Consider the following 22,003-nt stretch of genomic DNA (forward strand, 5'->3'; position numbering starts at 1 on the left):
TCGTGCGACTTGCAGCTGGAGCTCTGCAGGACGCTGACCTTGTCACCGCCCTTGCCGCCGTGACCGTCGAGGCCCTGGGCCGTGGCGGTGCCGGCGCTCAGAAGTCCGACGCTGCCGAGGGCGACGACCAGGACGGCAGCCTTGCGAAGCTTGTGCATGTCATCTCCGGTGGAGTGAGGTTGGGTTGCGATCCGTAAGGGATCGACTTCGTACAGTCACTGGAGATTAATAGGAAATATCCGATATGTCCTAGCGACGCGCCGGGTTCATAAGCGCGTGTCGCAAACACCCGGAAGCCGCGCGGCATCCGGGTAAGCCTGTTTCCATGCTGAGTCCGGAAGAGAAAAGTGCTGGTCGCAGCAGCTCGTTGAGGGCTGCGACCAGCACTTTCCCTTCACACCAGGCGTCGGGCCCGGCTCAACTGCGCCTCTGGCGCCGCCCGCTGAGTGTCGTCAGCGGGTGGCGCGGGAGCTCGCGACCGCGTTCGCCTGGCTGTTGGCCTGGTCGCAGTCGACACCGCGGGCGTCGGCGGCGGCGAGGGCGGCGACCGGAACGTTCGCGTTGAGCAGGGACTGCGGGCTGCACTCCTGGTACGGGCGGAAGAGGTTGGTCTGGTCCAGCGGACCGGACTGCGGGGCCTGCTGTGGCGTGATCTGCGGGTTGATCTGCGGGCTCAGTTGGGGGTTGAGCTGCGGGCTGACCTCGGCGCCGCGCTGCGGGGCGGGGGGCGTCTGACGCGAGCCCGGCGTGTTGGAACTCTGGACGGAGGCCTGTGAGCGGGTCCATGAGTGGGCCTGGGCGTCCTGCTGTCCGACGGGGGCCGGGGCACCGCCGTTGTAGGCAACGGGAGCATCGGCGACGCTGGGGCCGACGCCGATGGCTGACAGACCACTGGCTGCTGCGACGACGAGCGCGACGTGATGAAGCTTGCGCATGGAAACTCGGCCCTTCGTTGACCTGGCATGGAACGTATGGAATTGCTGTGAGCCATTGCTCTGACCCGTGGGGAACGAGACAAGTGCGGGTCCGGTCACGTGAGGCGGGATGCGGTCACCCATTTGCCGGGGGCGTTAATCATCAACGATGAGAAGCGCGGTTGACGGCCCGTGCGCAACGGGATGAAAAATCCGCAGAGCCTTTTATCGGATCGATGGCAATGGAGTGACGGACTTTCGTATCCCGTGACCCGGGCTGTTAATTGTCGTTGCCAGCGGGGAGAGGGCAGCGATCAGGAGTCAGAGAGGGGCTACGGGATTCGCTGTCGGCTCCAGCGTGAAGTCCACATGACAGCTCAGGCATTACCCCTGTAAGGGCGCAGTACGAATATCAGACTGAGCGCACGCAAGACTGCACTGAATACACCGGATTCCCTGTACAGGTAATGAAGGGCCGAGGGTTCCATGCGCAAGCTTCACAAGGCCGCGCTCGTCGTCGCAGCGGCCGGCGGTCTGACCGCCATCGGCGCCGGCGTCAGCGAGGCCGCCGAATATCCCGTCGGGTACAACGGTGCCGCCCCGGTGCCGGGTCCGCAGTACGCGCCGCCTCCGTACGCGGCCCCGGCGCCCGCGCCCCAGTACGCGCCGCCCCAGTACGCGCCGCCGCCCCAGTACGCGGCCCCGGCGCCCGCGCCCCAGTACGCGCCGCCGCCCCAGTACGCGCCCGCTCCGCAGTACGCGCCGCAGCCCCAGTACGCGGCGCCGATGCCCGCCCCCCACCACCCGGCCCCCCAGCAGGCCACGGCGGAGGCCCGTTCGACGGGCACCGCGGCGGTCAGCGGTCCGCGGCCCGAGCCTCAGCCGGCGCCTCACTACGCGCCCCCGGCCCCGGCCCCGGCGCCCGCTCCGGCGCCCGCCCCGCAGCAGCAGAGCGGGTACGCCTCCGCCTCGGCCTCGTCGGGAGGCTCCGCGGAGGCCTCCAACGCGCCGCGCCCCGCGCAGGCCGCTCCCCAGCAGTCGGTGCCGCAGGTCGTGCCGCAGGTCACCCCGCAGACGGCCCCGCAGGTCATGCCGCAGGTCGCCCCGCAGGTCCACGCGCCCCAGGTCTTCAACCCGGAGCCCCCGCCGCGGGTCGCCCCGCAGGTGAACCCGCAGGTCAACCCGCAGGTGAACCCGCTCATCAACCCGCTGCTCACGCCGGCCGGTCCGCCGCAGGTGCCGGGGCTCGGCCTCGGGCAGGTCCAGGCGCCTCCCGTCGGTCAGCTGGGGCTGCCGCGGCTGGGCTGAGGGCCCGTAGTTGTCCACCGTTCCAACTCGATCTGCTGCACACCAGATCCGCTCGACCAACGGAGAAGAAATGCGGAAGCTTCACAAGGTCGCCCTCGTGGGCGCCGTCCTCGGCAGTGTCGGTTCGTTGGGCGTCGGCACCGCCTTCGCACACGGCGAGAGGGGAGCCCACGACCTCGACATCACGCAGGGCATCGAGTGTCGCTCGCACGACATGAACATCGACGTCCTCGGCAGCGTCGGCCTCGTCAACGGCCTGGCGGGCAACCTGCTGAACGGCGAAGGGTCCCCGGGCGCGCAGCCCAGCCACCTCGGTTCGGACATGGGCTGCAACAGCCAGGCGCTCAGGTAGTACGTCGAAGCGTTCCGTCCGACGCCCGCTCCACCACGGGGCGGGCGTCGGACTGTTGACTCCGTGCACGGTGAGTGAAGCTTCGTGACCCTGCGTGTAGGGTGATCTCGTTACCAGGAAGGGTGGGCGACCTGTCGCATGAGACTGTCCTGTGCCGACGAGATGCTGTTGCTCAACGGATGCCCGGGCGTGATCGGCCTGGCGGCGGTCTTCTCCGGTGAGCAGCCCGACGTGGATCAGGTGCGGGCGCGCGTCGCCGAGCGGTGGACCGGCCTGGAGCGGATGAACTGCGTGCTCGACGGTGTGCCGGGCGACGCCGGGACGGGGCGTCGAAGGCCGTTCGGGCGGCGCGGACGCGTGCGGTGGGCCGTACCGGGGCCGTTCGATCCCGCCGCGCATGTCACCGTGGCCGCGAGCAAGTTGGACGACCTGTGGGCGCAGAGCGTGGACCGGCCGCTCGACGGCGAGGTCCCGCCCTGGCGGCTGTTCGTGGTCCCGGAAGCGGCGCGAGGTGGCGGTTTCGCCCTGGCGCTGGTCGCCCAGCATGCGCTGCTCGACGGGCGCTCCCTGGCGACGTTGATGCGCTCGTTGACGGACAGTCCCGCGGCGGCGAGTCGGTCGGCGCGGTCGGCGCCGCTCACGCGTACCGGGCTGCGCGCGGCGGCCGGGGAGCTCAGGCTGATGGCAGCCGCCGGACAGGCCCTTCCGATGCGGTCACCGGGGGAGACGTATCCCTCGGTGGCGGTGTGTGAACTGCCCGCGCACACGGTCCGAAACGCCCGCCGGCAGCCCGCCGACGGCCGCGGCGCCACGCTGAACGAGCTGCTGGTGGGCGCCGTGGCCGGGGCGCTGCGGGCCGAGTACGGGCCGGTGCGGCAGTGGCGGCAGCGGGAGGAACCCGTGTACACGGCCGTACCGTGCGACCTGCGCACCCGGGCGAATCCGAGGGAACTCGGCAACACGCTCACGGTGGTTCGGGTTCCGTTGCCCGTCGACGTGGACGGTCCCGTGGCGCGGCTGCGGGCGTGTCAGGCCGCGATGGCCTCTGTCCCCGAGCGGGCCGCCGCCCACGCCGGTGTGCTGTTTCCCGCTGCAGAAGCGGTTCGGCGGACGGGGCCCTGGGTGACCAGGCTCCTGACCGGTCGCGGTCGCCGCTCGTGCTTCGCGGCGACCGCGACCACCGCCATGAAGTGGCCCGGCGGGACGAGCACCTTCGAGGGGCGCCGGCTGGTGCGCACGGTGGGGCTGCCGCCCTTGCAGCACCCGGGGACCGCCAGCTTCGCCGTGGCACAGGCGGGGGACGCGTTCACGCTCACCGTGGTGTGCAACCTGCGTCCGGACGACGCGAGTCGGCTCGCCGACGCGGTCGTCACGGAGTTCGAGACATGGGCTCGGACGGCGACGCCGTCGCAGTGAGCCGGCCTGACGGCACCAGGAGATGGAGGCAGTTGCATGGATGTGGAACACGGCGACGTATGGGAAGCGCTGCGCCCGCTCTGCGCGCGGGTGATGTCGGTGCCGACGGAGGCGGTCGTGCCGCAGGCCCGGCTGGTCGCCGACCTGGGAGCCGACAGCCTGGACATCACCGAACTGGAAGTGGCGTCGGAGGAGTTGTTCGGGGTGTCCCTGCGAGGCCGCGACAAGACCGGGGTGTCCACCGTGGGTGACGTCGCCGAGCTCATCGTGCGGCTGCGCGCCCACGCGGCCCCCAGCCCCCTCGCCCGATGAGCCGCCGACCCGCCGTCGCCGTCACCGGGCTGGGCGTCCGCTGCGCGGCCGGGGCGACTCCGGCGGCGCTGTGGGAGAGCCTGGTCGAGTGCCGTCCGGCGACCTCGCTGCACGCCTTCGACGACGAGGGCACCGTCGTGGGCCCGGCGTCCGCCATGACCGACTTCGACCCGGCCGGCTACCTGTCGCCCAAGGAGGTGCGGCGGGCCGACCGGTCGGTGCAGATGGCGGTGTGCGCGGCCGTGGACGCCGTGGCGGACGCCGGGGGGCTCCATGTCCCGCCCGGGCGGCGGGCGGTGGTCACCGGTACCGGGTACGGCGGGGTGATCAGCCAGGAGAACGGCATCGGACATCCCGATGTGCTCTACGCGCCCCGGCTGATGCACAACGCCGGGGCGTACTGGATCAGCGCCCGGCTCGGCATCACCGGCCCCAGCCTGACGGTCTCCACCGCCTGCGCCTCCGGCACGCACGCGGTGGGTGAGGCGATGCAGATGATCCGGACGGGGTGTGCGGACGTGGTGGTGGCGGGCGGCCACGACAGCCCCCTCACCCCCACGACGGCGCTGGCCTTCGGACGGGCCGGCGCCATGGTCACCGAGTGCGAGGATCCCGCTGCCGCGTCCCGGCCGTTCGACGTCGGCCGGCGTGGCTTCGTGCTCGCCGAAGGGGCCGCGTTCCTGGTGCTGGAGCGGCTGGACCTCGCCCGGGCGCGGGGCGCCCGGATCCACGCCACGCTGACCGGATACGGGCGTAACTCCGACGCCCACCACCTCACCGCACCGCACCCCGACGGCGCGGGTGCCCGGGCGTGCATGGAACAGGCGCTGGCCGACGCCGGCACCACGGCCGACGCCGTCACCCAGGTCAACGCGCACGGCACCGGCACCGAGTTGAACGACCTCGCCGAAGCACGGGCCATCGCCGCCCTGTTCGGGCCCGCCGGGGTGCCGGTCACCGCTTCCAAGTCGGTGACCGGGCACGGGCTGGGAGTGGCGGGAGCGCTGGAAGCCGTGATCACGGCCATGTCCGTGCGGGAAGGGCTCGCGCCGCCGACCGCGTCGCTCACGCGGCTGGACCCCCGGTGCGAGATCGACGTCGTCACCGCCGAGCCGCGCAAGATCCCGAACGGGCCGGTGATCAGCAACAGCTTCGCCTTCGGCGGCCACAACGCCTGTGTCGTGTTCGATTCACCCCACGGCTGAGCACCGAAGGAGGCTGCGGAGCATGAGGCTGACGGCCGTCGAGGAGGGGCACCTCCGCAACCGGCTGCCGGGGACGATCGGCATCGCCGCGGTGTTTCCCGGGGGACCGTTCGACCTGGGGCAGGTGCGGTCCCGCGTTCGCGACCGGTGGAGCGGACTGGACCGGATGAGCCTGGTCATCGCGCCCCCCACCGGGCTCGCGGCGCTGTCCGGCCACCGGTGGACAGCGGGCCGCCCCTTCGATCCCGCCGCGCACGTCACCGCCACGGACCAGGAACTGGAACCCCTGCTCGCCGAGGGCGTCGCTCACCCGCTGCCGCCCGGACGACCTCCGTGGCGGCTGCTGGTCACGCCGCGCGCCATCGTGCTGCTCGCCCATCACGCACTGCTGGACGGCCGATCCCTGGAGACCCTCTTCCGGCTGCTGATGGACGACGCCGTGCCGCCCCGGCCTCCCGTACCGTCCGCGACGGTGCGGCAGCGCCCGCGCATCCGTCCCGGCGGCGTCGGCAGGGAGGTGCGGCGCATCGGGGCCCTCGGCCAGCGCCTCCCCGCGGCTCCCGCCGGTGCGGCGCGGCCGTCGGTGGCCGTGGTCGAGCTCGACCCGCAGGTGATGCGTGCCGCCCGCCGTCAGCCGGCCGGCGGGCGCGGGGCGACGCTCAACGAACTGCTGCTGAGCGCGTACGCCGGCGCCCTCCGCGCCTGCTACGGCCCCCTGCGCTCCTGGCCCGCGGGGCCGACCCCCCTCTACGCCACCGTGCCGGTCGACCTGCGCACCCGCGCCGACGCCCAGCGGCTCGGCAACGGTGTGACCGCGCTGCGCATCCCACTGCCCGTCGACACCGAGTCCCCGGTCGCCCGCCTCCAGGCGTGCCAGGACCTGGTCGCGGCGTTCCACGAGCGCAGCGACGCCCACCGCGCGATCCTTCCCGCGCTCCAGGCCGTCGCCCGTACCGTGCCGTGGCTGGCCGGGGTGATGGCCAGGAGCCTGGCCCGTCCCGAGGTCACCACGAGTCTGTGCACCGCCTTCAAGTGGCGGGACAACCCCAGCCACTTCCTCGGGCGTCCCCTGACGCGCGTCGTCCCGCTGCCGCAGCTCTCCCCGCGGGGCACGGCGAACCTCTGCCTCGTCCACACCGCCGACGCCTACACGCTCACCGTCGTCAGCCACCTGCGCGCGGGTGACGCCGGGATGCTCGGTGAGGCCGTGGCCCAGGACCTGAAAGCGGTCGCGGCGTCCGGCGCGCCCGCCGCGCGGGCCGGTTAGCCGGCGCTGCCGCCCGGTTCCGTGCCGGGCTCTCGTCCCGCGCCCAGCCGGGCGAGCGCCTCGTCCGTCAGCCGGTACACCGTCCACTCGTCCTGGGGGCGGGCGCCGAGCGCCTCGTAGAAGGCGATGGACGGGGTGTTCCAGTTCAGGACCGACCACTCCAGGCGCTGGTAGCCGCGCTCCACGCACAGCCGGGCCAGTTCGGCCAGCAGGGCCTTGCCGTGGCCGGCGCCGCGGGCGGTGGGGCGGACGTAGAGGTCCTCCAGGTAGATGCCGTGGACGCCGCGCCAGGTGGAGAAGTTCAGGAACCAGATCGCGCAGCCGACGGTCTCGCCGGTCGTGTCGTCGGCCGCGATGTGGGCGTAGGCGGCCGGGTGGTCGCCGAAGAGGGCCGTGTGGAGCTGTTCCTCGGTGGCCTTCGCCTCCTCCAGCGCCTTCTCGTAGTCGGCGAGTTCACGGATGAGGGTGTGGAGGGCGGGGACGTCGGCGGGGGTCGCGGGTCGGATCATGGGCAGAGGCTAGCCGCGGGGGTCGCGCAGGCGCCTGGCGATTTCGAGGTCCTTCTCCTCCGGTACGTCGCCGTCCTCGACGCTCCACAGGAGGTTCTGGAGCAGTCGGCCGTACGTCCACGCACGCGCGCGTGCCCGGTCCAGGCCGAGTACGTCGGTCATGGCGTCGAAGCGCCAGCGGACGTCGGCGGGGTCGAAGCGGTTGGCGAGGGCGGGCCACAGCTCGAAGCCCGGGTCGCCGGCGAGGGGCTTGGGGTCGATGGCGACCCAGGGGGCGCGCTCGGCGGCGAGGACGTTCTCGTCGTGCAGGTCCCAGTGCAGCAGGCGGTCGCCGGGTTCGTCGACGACCTCCCGTACGGCGGCGGCGCAGTCGGCGGCGATACGGCGGGTCCCCGGGTCCCCGATCTGCCTCAGTGCCCAGGGCGTCTCGTCCAGCATGTCCCGCGCGATGTCGCCGAGGCGGCGCATGTCGGCGGGCGCGGGGAAGGACGTGAGGTGGGCCAGCAGGCGGGCGATGACCAGGACGGATTCGTGGACGTCCGGAAGGTGGGCGAGCATGCGGGAGGAGTCGAGGCGTTCGAGGAGCATGGTGCCGGTGGCCTCGTCGTGGTCGAGGAGCCGTACCGCCCCGTCGCCGTCCCACACGCGCAGGGCCACCGGTTCGCCCTCGCTCTCCTCGTCGAGGAGTTGCAGCTTCAGCGCGGCCCGGGTGCCGTCGGCCGCCGTGACCGGCAGGACCAGGGCCGACCAGCCGTGCATCGGCGGGCCGTCGACGCGCAGTCCCCAGCGCTGAAGGAACTCGGCGGCCAGATCCGGCAGTCGCTCGATGAACGCCCGCCCCTCATCACCGTTGACCTCCGCCTGCACCGCCGCGAGTTTCTCCGGGATGTCGATCACCCTGCGGACCCTACTGGTGTCCCCGAATCGGCTCACGCGAATTAGCGTCCTCCCATGAGCAGTTCGGTCGCGGCGGTCGGTTGTGTCGCTCGGCGTCTCGGGTGTGGCGACGGCGAACCACGCCGCGCGGACGCTGCGGGATCTGGTCCGCTGGGACTCGGGGCAGGACGGGCCGGCCGAGTTCACCGGTCCGCCGTGAGTCGGGCACAAGTTGCGGAGCTGAGGGAAACTTTCGCCTCGGATACTCGCGAGTGCGTTGTCGTACCTGTGTGCGACCATCCCCTCAACGACCAATGATCCTGGGGGGATTCCATGTCCGACGACGACTCCTGTCCGTCGGCGAGACGGGGGCGGGCGGCCGTGTTCCCGGCCGTGTTCGCCGCTGTCGTCTCGCTGTTCGCCTCACTCCTGACCCTGACCGGGGCGAGCCCCGCCGTGGCCGCCGACGAGGAGTGCGCGCCGCTCGCCCTCGCGCCCTTCGGTGATCCGGGGGACGCCGTCGGCAAGGCGACCGTCGCGCCCGACGCGAGCGTCTGCTACACGGTCACCGTCGAGACGCCGGGCCTGTATCTGGCACCGGCGAAGGACGGCCACGGCAACGCGGTGACCAGGCAACTGCTCGCCGCCGACGGCAGCGAGGTGGACTGCCACGGCGACCAGTACGCCACGCAGGGCATGTGCGGTGTGCCCGCGGCCGGCACCTACACGCTGAAGGTGCTCAACACCGGCTGGGAGGACGCGACCACCTCCGTCACCTTCGTGCCGCTCGGCGCGACCAAGGGCTGCGCGGAGCCGGTCGGCACCCACTGGGACCAGCCCGACCTCACACGCAGGACCGTGAGCCCGGTGGAGGTGGACTGCCAGCCCTTCGAGGGCGAGCGCGGCGACCGGGTCCGGCTGAGCCACGGCACGAAGACGTACGGCGACTCCCTCGCCTGGATCACCGACGCGACCGGCGCCCGGATCTGCGAGCGGTTCCCGGAGAACGACGAGGACAGCTGCGTCCTGCCCGGCGACGGCCCGTACCGGGTGATCTCCACCGTCTGGCGCGCGGAGGGCGGCTTCCCCGCCGAGTACGAGGTGCGCGTGCGCCGGCTCAACGACCCGCAGGGCTGCGCCACCACCCCGGTCCGCGCGTACGGCCCGCTGGAGGAGCGGCCCCCGACCACCAGCCCGTGCGTCACCTTCACCGCCGCCGCGGCGGGCCCGTACACCGTGCACTCGGTGAGCGGGGACCGCGAGGTCTCGGTGCCCCGGGTGTACGACGCGGACGGGCTGAGTGTGTGCCGGTACGAGGCCGATCCGTGCCCGATCAAGAAGCCGGGGACCTACACGGCCATCGTCGGCCGGGGCACGTACCCGGTCGTCCTCGACCGTGCCTCCGACGCCGGGTGCGTGGCGACCGGGACCGGCCTGCACAAGGGTGAGCTGAGCACGGCCGGGCAGTACGACTGCCTGACGCTGTCCGTCCCGCAGGGCGCCCGGATCGCCGCGCTCACCTCGCTGTCCTCGGCCGGGCTGACCCCCGAGGTGGAGGTCCTGGACCGGGACGGCACCCCGCAGTGCGGCGAGGACGAGCTGCGGGGCGGGGACTGCGCGCTCACCGGTGCGGCGCCTTATCGGGCGCTGGTCCACACCGAGGACGGCGGGGACTCGGCGACGGGCCCGTACGCGGTGGCCTTCCACCGCACCGACGTCGCGGAGGGCTGCCCCGCGCTGCCCGCCGGCAGCTTCGGCGCGGGCGGGCAGAAGGCCACGCTGACCACGGGTGACGGTGTCTTCTCGCACTGCCTGGGCATTCCGGCGGACGCGCACACGGCCGCCGAGGTCTTCCAGCTGGTCGCCACCTCCGGGACCGCCGCAGCGGCGTTCTCGGTGCTGGACTCCGACGGCAAGCGGGTCTGTGAGCGCTACGCCACCACCAACGGCTGGACCATCTGCTCCCTGACCCCGGGCAAGGCCCACACGGTGCTGGTCACCGGCCGGGACGAGGCGGCCACATACACCCTGACCCGACGGGACGTCACCGCGAGCGCCTCCTCGGCGGGCTGCGTGAGGACCACGGCGGCGAAGGTCGGCGGACCCTCCGTCAAGAGCGCGTACGCCGGTCCCGGCACGCTCGACTGCCACCAGGTGACCACCGCCGCGGACACCGACGTCGTGCACGTCAACGTGCGCGACGCCCTCGGCACCGCCAACAGCGCGGTCGTCGCCGGGGACGGCCGTGTGAAGTGCTCCTTCCGCAACACCTCCTGCGCGGTCACCGGGTCCACCACCCACCAGGTGCTGGTGCAGACCCCGGTCACCCTGAAGGCGGCGCCCGAGTACCGCCTGGACGCCCTGCGCGTCGCGACCGCCGACGGGCCCGCGCCGGAGTGCGTCAAGGTGCCGTCGGTGGCGTACGGCTACGGGCCGGTCACCGGCACCCTGGACGAGTCGCGCACCGCGGTGTGCGCGGCGCTGCCGACCGCCGGGTTCGACCGCTTCGAGACCGACATCAAGGGCACCGCCGGGGCCGCCACCACGGCGGTGCCCGTGCTGTACAACACGAAGACCTGGGCCAACGGCTGCACGCACTACATCCCGGAGCGCTACGACTGCGCGGTGCTCGGCTCCTCCCAGGAGAGCGCGCCGACGGTGTTCCTCCTGGGCCTGCCCGAGAAGGCGTCCCGCACGGCCTACAGCGCCCGGCTGATCTGTACGCCGGTGTGCGGCACGGAGAAGACGGCCGTCACCGGGGTCAGCCCCGACACCGGGGCCGCCGGCGGCAAGGTGAAGGTCACGGTCACCGGCACCGCGCTCGGCCCGGACGTCACCGTCCGGATCAGCCAGGCCGGGAGCAGGATCACGGCGAAGGCCGACTCGGTCTCCGCGGACAACCGGACGGTGACCGCGACCCTCGACCTGACCGGCGCGGCCACCGGTACCTGGAACGTCAGCGTGCTCGCGCGCGGCTGGGAGTTCCAGCGCGGTTCGTTCACCGTGACTCCTCAGCCTCAGCTGGGGAACACGGCCGCCCCGAAGGTCACCGGCACGGCCAAGACGGGTGCCAAGGTCTCCGCCGCGCCCGGGAGCTGGTCGGCGACCCCGTCGTCGTACACGTACCAGTGGAAGGCGAACGGGACGGCGATCAGCGGGGCGACGGCGGCGACGTACACCGTCCCCGCCTCGATGGTCGGCAAGAAGCTCACCGTGACCGTCACCGCGGTCAGGCCCGGCTGGGTCAGCGGGTCGGCGACCTCGGCGCCGGTGACCGTGGGCAAGGGTGATGCGCCCAAGGCGAGCAAGCTGCCGGTGATCAGCGGGACGGTGAAGGTCGGCAGGACGCTGAAGACGTCCAAGGGGACGTGGAGTCCGGCGCCGACGACGTACTCGTACCAGTGGTACGCGAACGGCCGGGCGATCAGCGGTGCGACCAAGTCGTCGCTCGTGCTGAAGTCGGCGCAGAAGGGCAAGAAGATCACCGTGAAGGTGATCGCGCACCGCACGGGTCACAAGGACGGGTCGGCGGTGAGCAAGGCGACGAAGGCGGTCGCCGGCTGACCGGCTTCGCCGGGCACGAGGAGGGGGGAGGGGCTCCGCGGTACGCCACCGCGGGGCCCCTCCCGCATGGACAGGCTCAAGCTCGCTTGAGGCCGAGGGCGTGCCGGCCGAGGGCCAGGGACACGGCCGTGAGCGCGCTGTTGAAGGAGACCTCGGACAGGACGCCGGGCGCGGCGACCTGATCGCCCGCCAGATACACACCGTCGCCCCGGTCCACGGCCGGACGGTCGCGCCAGCTCGTGCCGGGCGGGTCGACCGCGCCGGTACGGCCGCTCGCGACGGCCTCGCGCCGCCAGGTGACGCGCTCGCGCCAGCCGGGGAAGCCCAGGTCGAGGAGCTGCTCGGCGCGCGCGACGCCGTCCGCCTTCGACTCGTGCGGGGCGACGGGGATCTGCCCCTGGACGAGTTGCTCACCGGCCGGTGCCAGGGACCGGTCCTGCGCGGTGAACCGCTCCAGCCACCCGGTCCCGTCGAGATCGGAGACGACGAAGGCGTCCCCGCGCCGGGTGCGCACGGCCAGGTCGACGAGTGTCGTACGACCGCTGGTCCAGGTCAGGGAGTCGTCCTTGAGGAGGCGGCGGGCGGCGTCGAGGGAGGTGGCGACGACGACGGGCGTGTCGGTCGGCAACTCGTCGACACGGGAGAGGGTCTCCATCCGCACCCCGAGGTTCCACGCCCGCGCCGCCATCCGGTCGATGAGGGTCGCCCAGCCGCCGCGCGGGTAGTGCGCCTCCGGAGGCAGCCTGGTGGCCCGGCGCAGCCGCTCCTGCACGAAGGCGGCGGACAGGGCGCCCGGATCGTGGTGGAACAGGGCGACGGCGGAGTAGTGCGCGGCGGCCCGGGCGCCCTCCTCGCCGGCGATTTCGGTGGCCCAGGTCATGAAGTCGACGTCGACGGGCGCCTGCGGCAGTCCCCGCCGCAACAGCTTGAGCATGGCGAACGGCGGCGTACGGCGCAGGACGCCCCGGTGTCGCAGCCGCAGCCGGGATGCCTCCAGGGGCGGGATCGGCGCGAGCGGGCCGATCAGGTCGCGCTGCCTGAGCCAGGCCCAGTGCGGGCCGCCGCTGTACAGGGCGTGCGGCCCCTCGTTCGTCCGGTACGGGCCCTCGTCGGTCCGCGCCCGCCCGCCGAGGGTGTGGTGGGCTTCGTACACGGTGACCTTGGCGCCCGCCTCGGCGGCGGTGATGGCCGCGGTGAGCCCGGCGAAGCCGCCGCCGATCACGGTGATGCGGTGCATGGCTGGAGTGCTCCCTCTGCTCGGGGTCGCGTTTTCGGTCCTCTTGCGTGAGTACGACGGGTCGAGGGCCCCGGAATGTGACATCGGTGCCGACGCCGCAGGTCAGGGGGATTGTCAGTGGTGGGGTGCAGCATGGGGTCATGGCGAGGAGAGCGATGGGCGCGGGCGGCGCGGGCGGCGGCCCGGGCAGGGGCGGTGTGAAGGGCGCGCGGCGCCCCGAGGTGCGGCTGCCGCCGCAGGAGCCCTTCCGGAAGGGGGAGCTGGAGCCGGACGGGGACTACGACGGACTGGAGTTCCAGGAGGTGGACCTCACCGGGCAGGACGGCGGGGGCGCCCGTTTCATGGACTGCGCGCTGCGGGGCTGCGCCCTGGACGAGACGAGACTTCGTCACGCCCGGATCCTCGACTCCGTCCTCACGGGCCTGAGGGGCGTCGGCACCGACCTCGCCGAGTCGACTCTGCGCGATGTGGAGCTGGTCGACGCCCGCCTCGGCGGAGTGCAGTTGCACGGGGCCGTGCTGGAGCGGGTGGTGATCCGGGGCGGCAAGATCGACTACCTGAACCTGCGCAAGGCCAGGCTCAGAGACGTCGTCTTCGAGGGCTGCGTCCTGGTCGAGCCGGACTTCGGCGGTGCCCGGCTGGAGCGGGTGGAGTTCGTGGACTGCGCGTTGAAGGGGGCGGACCTCAGCGGCGTGACGCTGACGGACGTGGATCTGCGCGGGGCGGCCGAGCTGGACATCGCGCGGGGTGTGGACCGGTTGGCGGGGGCGGTGATCAGTCCCACGCAACTGCTGGACCTGGCACCGGTGTTGGCGGCGGAGATGGGCTTGCGGGTGGAGGCGCAGTAGGGAGGGCGGGGGAGTGGAGACGCGTAGGGAGGGACGGAAGGGGGGAGGGAGGACGTGCAGGGAAGCGGGAGGGGGAACGTGTATGCTTGATCTTGAGCTGCTCGCCGGAACTCCCGGTGGACGGTGCTGCGTTGGTGGTCCAAGGAAAGACGCCCCGCTTCCTGCGGGGAGATGCAGGTGCAAGGCCTGCCCGGCGCTCTGACAAGGAGCCCCTCCCGTATCGAACGGGAGGGGCTCCTTCGTTGTCGTGGGTCGCGTTGTCGCGGGTCCGGGCGGTGACTACGCCACCCGCGGGAAGCGTGCCTGCAGCGTCCAGATCGCCGGGTTCTCGCCGAGGTCCTCGTGCAGGTCGATCAGGTCGGCGATCAGGTCGTGCAGGAAGTCGCGGGCCTCGCGGCGCAGTTCGGTGTGCGAGAAGGTCAGCGGGGCCTCCTCCGCCGGCATCCAGTCCGCCTCGATGTCCACCCAGCCGAAGCGGCGCTCGAAGAGCATGCGGTCCGTGGACTCGGTGAAGTCCAGTTCCGCGCGTTGCGGGCGGGAGGCGCGGGAACCGGCCGGATCCCGGTCGAGCCGCTCGGCGATGTCGCACAGCGCCCAGGCGAAGTCGAGTACCGGCACCCATCCCCAGGCTGTGGACAACTCCCGGTCCGTCTCGGTGTCGGCGAGGTAGACGTCCCCGCAGAACAGGTCGTGGCGCAGGGTACGGACGTCCGCGCGACGGTAGTCCGTCTGCGGGGGGTCCGGGAAGCGGGTGGAGAGGGCGTAGCCGATGTCGAGCACGTAGGGGATGGTGTCACGCCCGGCCTCATAGGATCACGGCGTGTCCCGTTTCGCACCCGTTGCCCTGACCGTCACCTCCGCCCTGCTCGTCCTCACGGCGTGCGGCGGCGGCGTCCAGGGCACCCCCGGCGGCTCCGGCCTGCGCGATCCGTACTTCCCCAAGGCCGGCAACGGCGGCTACGACGTCGCCCACTACGCCCTCGACCTCGCCTACGACCCCGACGACCGCCACCTCACCGGCACCGCCGAGATCACCGCACGCGCCACCCAGGACCTCTCCGCCCTCGACCTCGACCTGAGGGGCATGGAGGTCGAGCGGGTCGTGGTGGAGGGCGAGCGCGCCCGCTTCAGCCGCAACGGCCAGGAACTGGTCGTCCGGCCGCACGACGACCTCGACGAGGGCGAGACCTTCCGGCTCACCGTCCGCTACTCCGGCACGCCGCGGACCCTCACCGACCCCGACGGCTCGGAGGAGGGCTGGCTCCCCACCGCCGAGGGCGCGCTCGCGCTCGGGGAGCCGACGGGGTCCATGGCGTGGTTCCCCGGCAACCACCACCCGTCCGACAAGGCGGCGTACGACATCGCGGTCACCGTGCCGGAGGGGCTCCAGGTCGTCTCCAACGGGGAGTTGACCCACCGGAGCAGCCGCGACGGCCGCACCACGTTCCGGTGGCACACCGGCGAGCCCATGGCCAGTTACGTCGCCATGCTCGCCATCGGCGACTACGACATCCGCCGCTCCACCGTCGCCACGGAGGCCGACAACGGGTTGCCTGTCCACACCGCCGTCGCCCCCTCGCAGGCCGACGCCGGCCGTGCGGTCCTCGCCCGGCTCCCCGAGATCATGGAGTGGGCCGAGGACAACTTCGGCCCCTACCCCTTCTCCTCCACCGGCGCGGTCGTCGCCGTCGAGAACGCCGCCGGCTATGCCCTGGAGACCCAGAACCGGCCCGTCTTCCCCGGCGCCCCCGACACCGAGCTGTTCGTCCACGAGCTCGCCCACCAGTGGTTCGGCAACTCGGTGACGCCGAGGAGCTGGCGCGACATGTGGCTCAACGAGGGCTTCGCCACGTACGCGGAGTGGCTGTGGCGGGAGGACGACGGTGGCGACAGCGCGCAGGAGACCTTCGACGCCCTGTACGACCACGGCGAGGACGAGTACGAGGACCTCTGGTCCTTCCCGCCCGCCGAGCCGACGAGCGCCGCGCACATCTCCGACGCGCCCGTCTACCAGCGCGGCGCGATGGTCCTGCACAAGATCCGGCAGACCGTCGGCGACGTCGCCTTCCACGACATCGTCCAGGGCTGGGCGGCCGACCACCGGCACGGGAACGCGGACACGGACGACTTCACGGCGTATGTGGAGAAGAAGGCCCCGGACAAGGACTTCGGGCCCATCTGGCGGGACTGGCTGTACGGGGACGGAAAGCCCGACCGCCCTTGACGCGGGCCGGTCCGCGCCCGTTCAGTTCCCCCGGCCCGCGTCCCGGCGGGGGCGGGGGCGGGGTTGAGCGAACCGCCGAAACGCGGGAACCCCCCGGCCGAAGCCAGGGGGTTCCCGCACAGCGCAGCGTCCGTCAGACGTTCACGCCGAAGTCCTGGGCGATGCCGACCAGGCCCGAGGCGTAGCCCTGGCCGACCGCGCGGAACTTCCACTCGGCGCCGTTGCGGTAGAGCTCGCCGAAGACCATGGCGGTCTCGGTGGCCGCGTCCTCCGACAGGTCGTAGCGGGCGATCTCGGCGCCGCCGGCCTGGTTGATGATGCGGATGTAGGCGTTGCGGACCTGGCCGAAGTTCTGCGAGCGGTTCTCGGCGTCGTAGATGGAGACCGGGAAGACGATCTTGTCGATGTCGGCCGGGAGGGCGGCGAGGTTGACGTTGATCGCCTCGTCGTCGCCGGCGCCCTCGCCCGTGCGGTTGTCGCCCGTGTGGACGATCGTGTTGTCCGGGGTCTGCTTGTTGTTGAAGAAGACGAAGTGGGCGTCCGAGTAGACCTTGCCCTGCGTGTTCACGGCGATCGCCGAGGCGTCGAGGTCGAAGTCCGTGCCGGTGGTCGTGCGGACGTCCCAGCCGAGGCCCACGGTGACGGCGGTCAGGCCCGGAGCCTCCTTGGTGAGCGAGACGTTGCCACCCTTGGACAGGCTTACAGCCATTGTTGGGAGTCCCTTCCCTCGTTGCGATACGGCTAGACGCTACAGCTACCCCTATGAACGCGGAGAGGGGTGCCATAGGTTCCAGGTGTCTTTACTTTCTTTGCCAAAGAGCACCCGTTGGGGATATTCACGTGACGTGGACGGGACAGGGCAGGGAACATGGACGGCATGTCTGGTCCCCACGTCATCCGCGGCTCCGTCTCGCTCCCCGAGGCCGAGCTCATGTGGCGTTTCTCGCGGTCCGGCGGACCGGGCGGCCAGCACGTCAACACCAGTGACTCGCAGGTCGAGCTGCGGTTCGACCTGGCGAAGACCGAGGCGCTGCCCGAGGTGTGGAAGCGGCGGGCGCTCGAGCGGCTGGCCGGGCGGCTCGTCGACGGCGTGATCACCGTTCGCGCCTCCGAGCACCGCTCCCAGTGGCGCAACCGCGAGACCGCCGCCGTACGCCTCGCCGCGCTGCTCGCCGAGGCGACGGCCCCGCCCCCCAAGCCCCGCAGGCCGACCCGGATTCCCCGCGGCATCAACGAACGCCGGCTGAGGGAGAAGAAACAGCGCTCGGACACCAAGCGGGGGCGGTCGGGGCGGGACTGGGCGTAGGGCGCGTGAAGCGGCGCAGTCATGCCCACCTCGCGCCGTCGCGCACACCCTGACACCGGCCGAGCGGCCGGCGTTCGTGCCGCACGACCTCAGTCGAGCTCCAGCACGCCCACCGTCTCGCCCTCGCTGGTCTCGCCGTTGGGGCGGAATCCGAGGCCGAGGTAGAAGTTCTCCGGACCGTTCGCGCCGGGGTGCCAGGTGACGTACAGCTGCTTGCCGCCCCGGCGGCGGATCTCCGCGGCCACCGACTCGACCGCGAACCGGCCGTAACCGCGGCCCTGTTCCTCGGCGGAGATGTTCAGCCGCCACAGGCCGGAGCGGAAGACGGTGCCGTCCTCGTGCCAGTCGATGTCGAAGAAGGCCATCAGGAACCCGACCGGGCGGTCGCCGTCGACGATCAGGCGCGGCCAGGCCACGTCGGCGGGGTGGACGTATGCCTCGGCCAGGGACCGCGTCACCGGAGCGACCGCGAATTCCTGCTCGGGGCGGACGCGTATGCCGATCGCGGCCTCGAAGTTCTGGGGTGTGATCTCTTCGAGGCGCAGTGCGGAAGTCGATGTCATTCGGGGACCGTATGCCGGGTGATCGTCGACGGCCACGGATTTTCGTCCGGTGCCGGGCTGTCGGCTGTCAGTCCAAGTGGCGGTGTCGGCCGCGGAGGTGCGTCAGTGGCCTGTCGTTCGTGCTCGGCGGTGTGGTGGACAGGGTGCGGCTGGTGATCGGGGTGTGGTTGTCGGTCGTGTCAGGTTGCTGGGTGCGGTACTGCGGTACTGCGGTGGTGCCGGGCTGTCGGCTGTCAGTCCAAGTGGCGGTATCGGCCGCGGAAGTGCGTCAGCGGCCTGTCGTTCGTGCTCGGCGGTGTGGTGGACAGGGTGCGGCCGGTGATCGGGGTGTGGTTGTCGGTCGTGTCAGGTTGCTGGGTGCGGTACTGCGGTGGTGCCGGGCTGTCGGCTGTCAGTCCAAGTGGCGGTATCGGCCGCGGAAGTACGTCAGCGGCCCGCCGTCCGCGCTCGGCAGCGAGGCGGACAGGACGCGGCCGATCACCAGGGTGTGGTCGCCGGCCGTGACACGCTGCTCGGTGCGGCACTCCAGGGTCGCCAGGGCGCCGCCCACCAGGGGAGCGCCGGTCTCCTTCCCGCGGACGTACGGGATGTCGGCGAACAGCAGCCGGTCGCTGACGCGGCCCTTCATGGCGAAGCGGCCGGCGATGTGGCGCTGGCTCTCGGAGAGCACCGAGACCGCCCACAGGGGCTGTTCGGCGAGCAGGTCGTCCATCCGGGAGCCCTCCCGCAGGCTGACCAGGACGAGCGGCGGGTCCAGGGACACCGACATGAACGCCGTCGCCGTCATGCCGACGTCCTCGCCGGGCGGCGCGTGCGGGTCGTCCGGGTCCAGCGGCGGCTCCAGGGCGGTCACCAGGACCACACCCGCGGCCAACCGCGACATGGCGGCACGGAACTCGTCGTTGCTCACTCCCTCAGCATGCCCGGAGGCACTCCGGGAGGCGGGGAGGACGGCGGTCGCGGGCAGCGCGGCAGGTGAGGTCTTCGGCACGCCGAAAACGCTAATGTCGGCCGGGCCGCTCCACATCGGGCCCAGGCCCGAGACCGGACCTAGGACCACCGACGGACGCCGCCGGGAAATCACGGAGACAAAGGGTTCCGACGGACTCCCGGCAGGGCCCTGACGTGCCTGTTCAGAGCCGTTTCATGGCATCTCCACACACGCGCAGAGTTTGCGTTCGGTAAACGCACAGGAAAAACGCGGAAACACCGCTCAATTGTTCACGTTTACCTGTGACTTGAGTCACAAGGGGCATTAATTGTTGACCCTGTGTACCGAGTGGGCAGCGCGCTGTGATTCAGTGGCGGGGAAGCCAGCAAGGAACGTTACGCCGAAGAGAACCCTTGATTCGCTGCGAGGTCTCGGGGGGAGGGCGAGCATGGAGACCGAGTCGGAGCCGTACGTCCGTCTTGCGACCCTGCGAAAACTGCACCAGGTCATGGCTGACATGAACACGGCCCGAAGCCTGGCGGACACGCTGCAGACCGTCGCCGACGGCGTCGTCACCGGCCTCGGCTACGAGCTCGCGTGCGTCAACCTCGTACGCCCCGACGGCGATCTCGTCGTCGCCGCCTTCGCCGGCAACCCCGCCGCCGAGGCCCTCATCACCGGCCGGGTCGGCTCGCGCGAGTCGTGGGAGCGCCGGCTGAACATGGGTGAGCACTGGGGCGACCTGATCTTCATCCCGCACACCGAGGGCTGGATCCTCGACGACGACGACGTACCGCAGTGGTACACCGACGGGCCCGCGCCCCGCTTCGAGGACGAATGGCATCCGAGCGACCGGCTGTTCGCGCCGATGTACACGCCCGGCGTGCAGGGCGGCGCGTGCGGCGAGCTGATCGGGGTGCTGTCCGTGGACCGGCCGCGCAACGGCCGGCTGCCGGGCGCGTGGGGGCGCGAGGCGCTCCAGATGTACGCGTTCCAGGCGGCGATCGCCATCAGCAACGCACGTCTACGCGCGAATATGCAGCGGGCACTGGTCAGGCTGGAGCGCGAGCAGCAGGCCCTGCGCGCGAGTGAGGAAAGCTTCAGGCAGGCCTTCGAGTACGCCCCCTCCGGCATGGCCATCGCCGAGATGGGCGGCGACCAGCACGGCCGGATCCTGCGCACCAACGACGCCCTGTGCCGCCTGCTGGGCCGCCCGGCCTCCGCGATGCGCCGTTACTCCTTCTCCGACCTCGTCCACCCCGAGGACATCGGCACCCTGCTGCGCACGTCCGCCGAGGGCGGGCGCGCGGAGCTCAGGCTCGGTCGCCGCGACGGTACGTACGTCTGGGTCAGCCTGCGCAACAGCGTCGTGGCCGACGCCGCCGACGGACCCCGCTTCCTGCTCACCCACGTCGAGGACATCGAGGAGCGCAAGCGCCGCGAGCTGCAGCTCGCCCACCGCGCCTCCCACGACTCGCTCACCGGACTGCCGAACTCCGCCGAGCTGCGCTCCCGCCTCTCCGCCCGCCTGTGCAAGCGGCCCGCCCACGCGGGCGCCCTGGAGTCCACGGACACGGCCTACGGCCACCCCGCCGTCTACGACGCCAACGGCCACGGCTTCGACTTCCGGCCGCCCGGCGCGGCGCCGTACGACGGCTTCGACCACCACGTCCACACGGTCGCCCCGGTCGAGGGCGAGCGGGACGACGGGGCCAAGGGGCTCGCGGTGCTGTTCTGCGACCTCGACGGCTTCAAGTCGATCAACGACCGGTTCGGGCACAACGCGGGTGACGCGGTGCTCATCGAGGTGGCGCGGCGGCTGTCCCGCGCGGTGCGCGACGGCGACACCGTCGCCCGGCTCGGCGGCGACGAGTTCGTGATCCTCGCCGACGGGCTCGGCCGGGCCGACGCCCAGGACCTCGCCGTACGCCTGCGCAACGAGATCATCCAGCCGATCCGGGCCGAGGGGCGGGCCGTCCGCGTCGGCGCCAGCTTCGGCATCGGGTGGGCGCACTGCGGCATGACCGCGGACGAAGTGTTGAAGTCCGCTGACGAGCGGATGTACGTAGAGAAACGATCTCGTCCCAAACAGCACCGACGCGCCGGGTAACCCCCAGGTCAGCGAGTTGATGCGATCCGAGTCACCCGTTTGGGCCAGCGAGAGCGGGTAGGCTCGCCATCCTGACCACACGTATCGCATCCGCCCGCACCTGGTGAGGAGTACCAAAGGGATGACGTCCGGCAACAACGGCGCCAGCACGCCTGAGGACGACGACCCGTTCGGCTACCTCTACGCCGACGGGCAGGCCAACGGAGCCCAGCCGCCGTCCGGTGGCTACGGCTATCCGAACTCGGTCAACCGCGTGCGCGCGGTCGGGCAGCGCCAGTACGGCCAGCAGGCGGCCGCGCCCCAGATACCGCAACAGCAGGGCGCGTACAACCGGCCGAACGCCCACTACGCGGCGCCGGAGACGTTCCCCGGCGGGGCGCCGACGGCCCCGCAGCAGCCGGCGTACGGCGGCGGCAGCGGCCGCGGCTCAGGTCCCAACACCAAGGGCCTGCTGATCGGCGCGATCGCCGTCGTCGCGGCGGTCGTCATCGGCATCAGCGTGGCCATGCTGGGCGGCGGCGAGGGCGACAAGGACCAGGGCGGCAACGAGGCCCAGTCGGACCCGACGCAGTCCCAGAGCGCGGAGTCCAGCCCGTCGCAGGGCGGCGACCAGGCGGCGAACGAGGAGGACCTGCCGGCGATCGACGCCAAGGCGCTGGCCCTCGCCGGCGGCGCCACCACCGCGTCCGACATCAAGGGCGCCAAGGCCGACGGCGGCGTCTACGTCACCGGCTTCAACCAGGTCGGCTCCTCCGTCACCTGGACCGCCAACGGCATCCCGAAGTCCGGCAAGTACACCGTGTTCGTCGGCTACAGCGTCCCCGGCAAGGACCAGAACGCCACGCTCACGGTCAACGGCACGGCGGCCAACACCCCGGTCGACCTGAAGAACTGGGCGGGCGCCGCCGAGGGTGACTACGAGAAGGGCTGGACGGAGACCTTCAACTACGTCCAGCTCAACAAGGGCACGAACACGATCAAGGTGTCGTGTGAGCAGGGCAACCAGTGCGATGCCCTGATCGACCGGCTGTGGCTGGTCAAGGGCTGGGTCAGGTCGTAGC

At 71.8% G+C, this 22,003-nt stretch carries 20 protein-coding genes; 12 read left to right on the forward strand and 8 right to left on the reverse strand.

Features of this window, described 5'->3' with window-relative positions; all coding sequences use genetic code 11:
• Positions 1-452 precede the first annotated feature (452 nt).
• A complete protein-coding gene (locus ABZ078_RS09245) occupies positions 453-935 on the reverse strand; it encodes a hypothetical protein (protein ID WP_356573237.1) in 483 nt (160 codons plus the stop codon).
• 465 nt (positions 936-1,400) lie between these two features.
• On the opposite strand from ABZ078_RS09245, the gene ABZ078_RS09250 reads away from it, so the two are divergent.
• The 6 genes from ABZ078_RS09250 to ABZ078_RS09275 all read left to right on the forward strand — a co-directional run bounded on the left by ABZ078_RS09250 (position 1,401) and on the right by ABZ078_RS09275 (position 6,774).
• Positions 1,401-2,222, forward strand: coding sequence for a hypothetical protein (locus ABZ078_RS09250; protein WP_356573239.1), 822 nt, complete (start codon positions 1,401-1,403; stop codon positions 2,220-2,222).
• A 70-nt stretch (positions 2,223-2,292) separates the two neighbouring features.
• Positions 2,293-2,574 (forward strand): hypothetical protein, encoded by a 282-nt coding sequence (locus ABZ078_RS09255; RefSeq protein ID WP_356573241.1) that lies wholly within the window; start codon positions 2,293-2,295, stop codon positions 2,572-2,574.
• Positions 2,575-2,712: 138 nt separating this feature from the next.
• A complete protein-coding gene (locus tag ABZ078_RS09260; protein ID WP_356573243.1) occupies positions 2,713-3,990 on the forward strand; it encodes a wax ester/triacylglycerol synthase domain-containing protein in 1,278 nt (425 codons plus the stop codon).
• A gap of 36 nt (positions 3,991-4,026) precedes the next feature.
• Positions 4,027-4,302: an acyl carrier protein gene (locus ABZ078_RS09265; protein ID WP_356573245.1), complete on the forward strand. Its 276-nt coding sequence runs from the start codon at positions 4,027-4,029 to the stop codon at positions 4,300-4,302.
• Positions 4,299-5,507 (forward strand): beta-ketoacyl-[acyl-carrier-protein] synthase family protein, encoded by a 1,209-nt coding sequence (locus tag ABZ078_RS09270; protein WP_356573247.1) that lies wholly within the window; start codon positions 4,299-4,301, stop codon positions 5,505-5,507. The genes ABZ078_RS09265 and ABZ078_RS09270 overlap by 4 nt, the downstream gene beginning before the upstream one ends.
• 22 nt (positions 5,508-5,529) lie before the next feature.
• A complete protein-coding gene (locus ABZ078_RS09275; protein ID WP_356573248.1) occupies positions 5,530-6,774 on the forward strand; it encodes a wax ester/triacylglycerol synthase domain-containing protein in 1,245 nt (414 codons plus the stop codon).
• Here the strand turns inward: ABZ078_RS09275 and ABZ078_RS09280 are convergent.
• Positions 6,771-7,283, reverse strand: coding sequence for a GNAT family N-acetyltransferase (locus tag ABZ078_RS09280; RefSeq protein WP_356573250.1), 513 nt, complete (start codon positions 7,281-7,283; stop codon positions 6,771-6,773). The genes ABZ078_RS09275 and ABZ078_RS09280 overlap by 4 nt on opposite strands.
• Before the next feature lie 9 nt (positions 7,284-7,292).
• Positions 7,293-8,180 carry an aminoglycoside phosphotransferase family protein gene (locus ABZ078_RS09285; protein WP_356573582.1) on the reverse strand — a complete coding sequence of 296 codons (888 nt, stop codon included), beginning with the start codon at positions 8,178-8,180 and terminating at the stop codon, positions 7,293-7,295.
• Positions 8,181-8,492: 312 nt separating this feature from the next.
• Between ABZ078_RS09285 and ABZ078_RS09290 the strand changes: the two genes are divergently transcribed.
• Complete coding sequence (locus tag ABZ078_RS09290) at positions 8,493-11,723, forward strand: IPT/TIG domain-containing protein (protein ID WP_356573252.1); 3,231 nt, start codon at positions 8,493-8,495, stop codon at positions 11,721-11,723.
• Between the two features lie 76 nt (positions 11,724-11,799).
• Here the strand turns inward: ABZ078_RS09290 and ABZ078_RS09295 are convergent, their stop codons facing one another.
• Positions 11,800-12,960, reverse strand: coding sequence for an NAD(P)-binding protein (locus ABZ078_RS09295; protein ID WP_356573254.1), 1,161 nt, complete (start codon positions 12,958-12,960; stop codon positions 11,800-11,802).
• Positions 12,961-13,100: 140 nt separating this feature from the next.
• On the opposite strand from ABZ078_RS09295, the gene ABZ078_RS09300 reads away from it, so the two are divergent.
• The gene (locus tag ABZ078_RS09300) at positions 13,101-13,808 is read left to right on the forward strand and encodes a pentapeptide repeat-containing protein (RefSeq protein ID WP_356573256.1); all 708 of its coding nucleotides are present in this window, start codon (positions 13,101-13,103) and stop codon (positions 13,806-13,808) included.
• 279 nt (positions 13,809-14,087) lie between these two features.
• Here ABZ078_RS09300 and ABZ078_RS09305 read toward each other — a convergent pair whose 3' ends face one another.
• On the reverse strand, positions 14,088-14,588 hold the full coding sequence (locus tag ABZ078_RS09305) for a hypothetical protein (protein ID WP_356573258.1): 501 nt from the start codon (positions 14,586-14,588) through the stop codon (positions 14,088-14,090).
• Positions 14,589-14,628: 40 nt separating this feature from the next.
• Here ABZ078_RS09305 and ABZ078_RS09310 point away from each other — a divergent pair, with 40 nt between their 5' ends.
• Positions 14,629-16,032: a M1 family metallopeptidase gene (locus ABZ078_RS09310; RefSeq protein WP_356573260.1), complete on the forward strand. Its 1,404-nt coding sequence runs from the start codon at positions 14,629-14,631 to the stop codon at positions 16,030-16,032.
• A 133-nt stretch (positions 16,033-16,165) separates the two neighbouring features.
• Here ABZ078_RS09310 and ABZ078_RS09315 read toward each other — a convergent pair whose 3' ends face one another.
• Positions 16,166-16,741, reverse strand: coding sequence for a TerD family protein (locus tag ABZ078_RS09315; protein ID WP_009329473.1), 576 nt, complete (start codon positions 16,739-16,741; stop codon positions 16,166-16,168).
• 159 nt (positions 16,742-16,900) lie between these two features.
• Here ABZ078_RS09315 and arfB point away from each other — a divergent pair, with 159 nt between their 5' ends.
• The gene (gene arfB / locus ABZ078_RS09320) at positions 16,901-17,338 is read left to right on the forward strand and encodes an alternative ribosome rescue aminoacyl-tRNA hydrolase ArfB (protein ID WP_356573262.1); all 438 of its coding nucleotides are present in this window, start codon (positions 16,901-16,903) and stop codon (positions 17,336-17,338) included.
• An 89-nt stretch (positions 17,339-17,427) separates the two neighbouring features.
• Here the strand turns inward: arfB and ABZ078_RS09325 are convergent, their stop codons facing one another.
• Positions 17,428-17,901, reverse strand: a complete 474-nt coding sequence (locus tag ABZ078_RS09325; protein ID WP_356573264.1) for a GNAT family N-acetyltransferase — start codon at positions 17,899-17,901, stop codon at positions 17,428-17,430.
• Positions 17,902-18,292: 391 nt separating this feature from the next.
• Positions 18,293-18,928, reverse strand: a complete 636-nt coding sequence (locus ABZ078_RS09330) for a flavin reductase family protein (protein ID WP_356573584.1) — start codon at positions 18,926-18,928, stop codon at positions 18,293-18,295.
• A 352-nt stretch (positions 18,929-19,280) separates the two neighbouring features.
• Between ABZ078_RS09330 and cdgB the strand changes: the two genes are divergently transcribed.
• Both cdgB and ABZ078_RS09340 read left to right on the forward strand, forming a co-directional pair.
• Positions 19,281-20,942, forward strand: coding sequence for a diguanylate cyclase CdgB (gene cdgB, locus ABZ078_RS09335; protein WP_356573266.1), 1,662 nt, complete (start codon positions 19,281-19,283; stop codon positions 20,940-20,942).
• Between the two features lie 121 nt (positions 20,943-21,063).
• Complete coding sequence (locus ABZ078_RS09340) at positions 21,064-22,002, forward strand: CBM35 domain-containing protein (protein ID WP_356573268.1); 939 nt, start codon at positions 21,064-21,066, stop codon at positions 22,000-22,002.
• Position 22,003: the final 1 nt, after the last annotated feature.

Source organism: Streptomyces sp. NPDC006385 (assembly GCF_040612485.1).
Classification (GTDB): Bacteria; Actinomycetota; Actinomycetes; order Streptomycetales; family Streptomycetaceae; genus Streptomyces.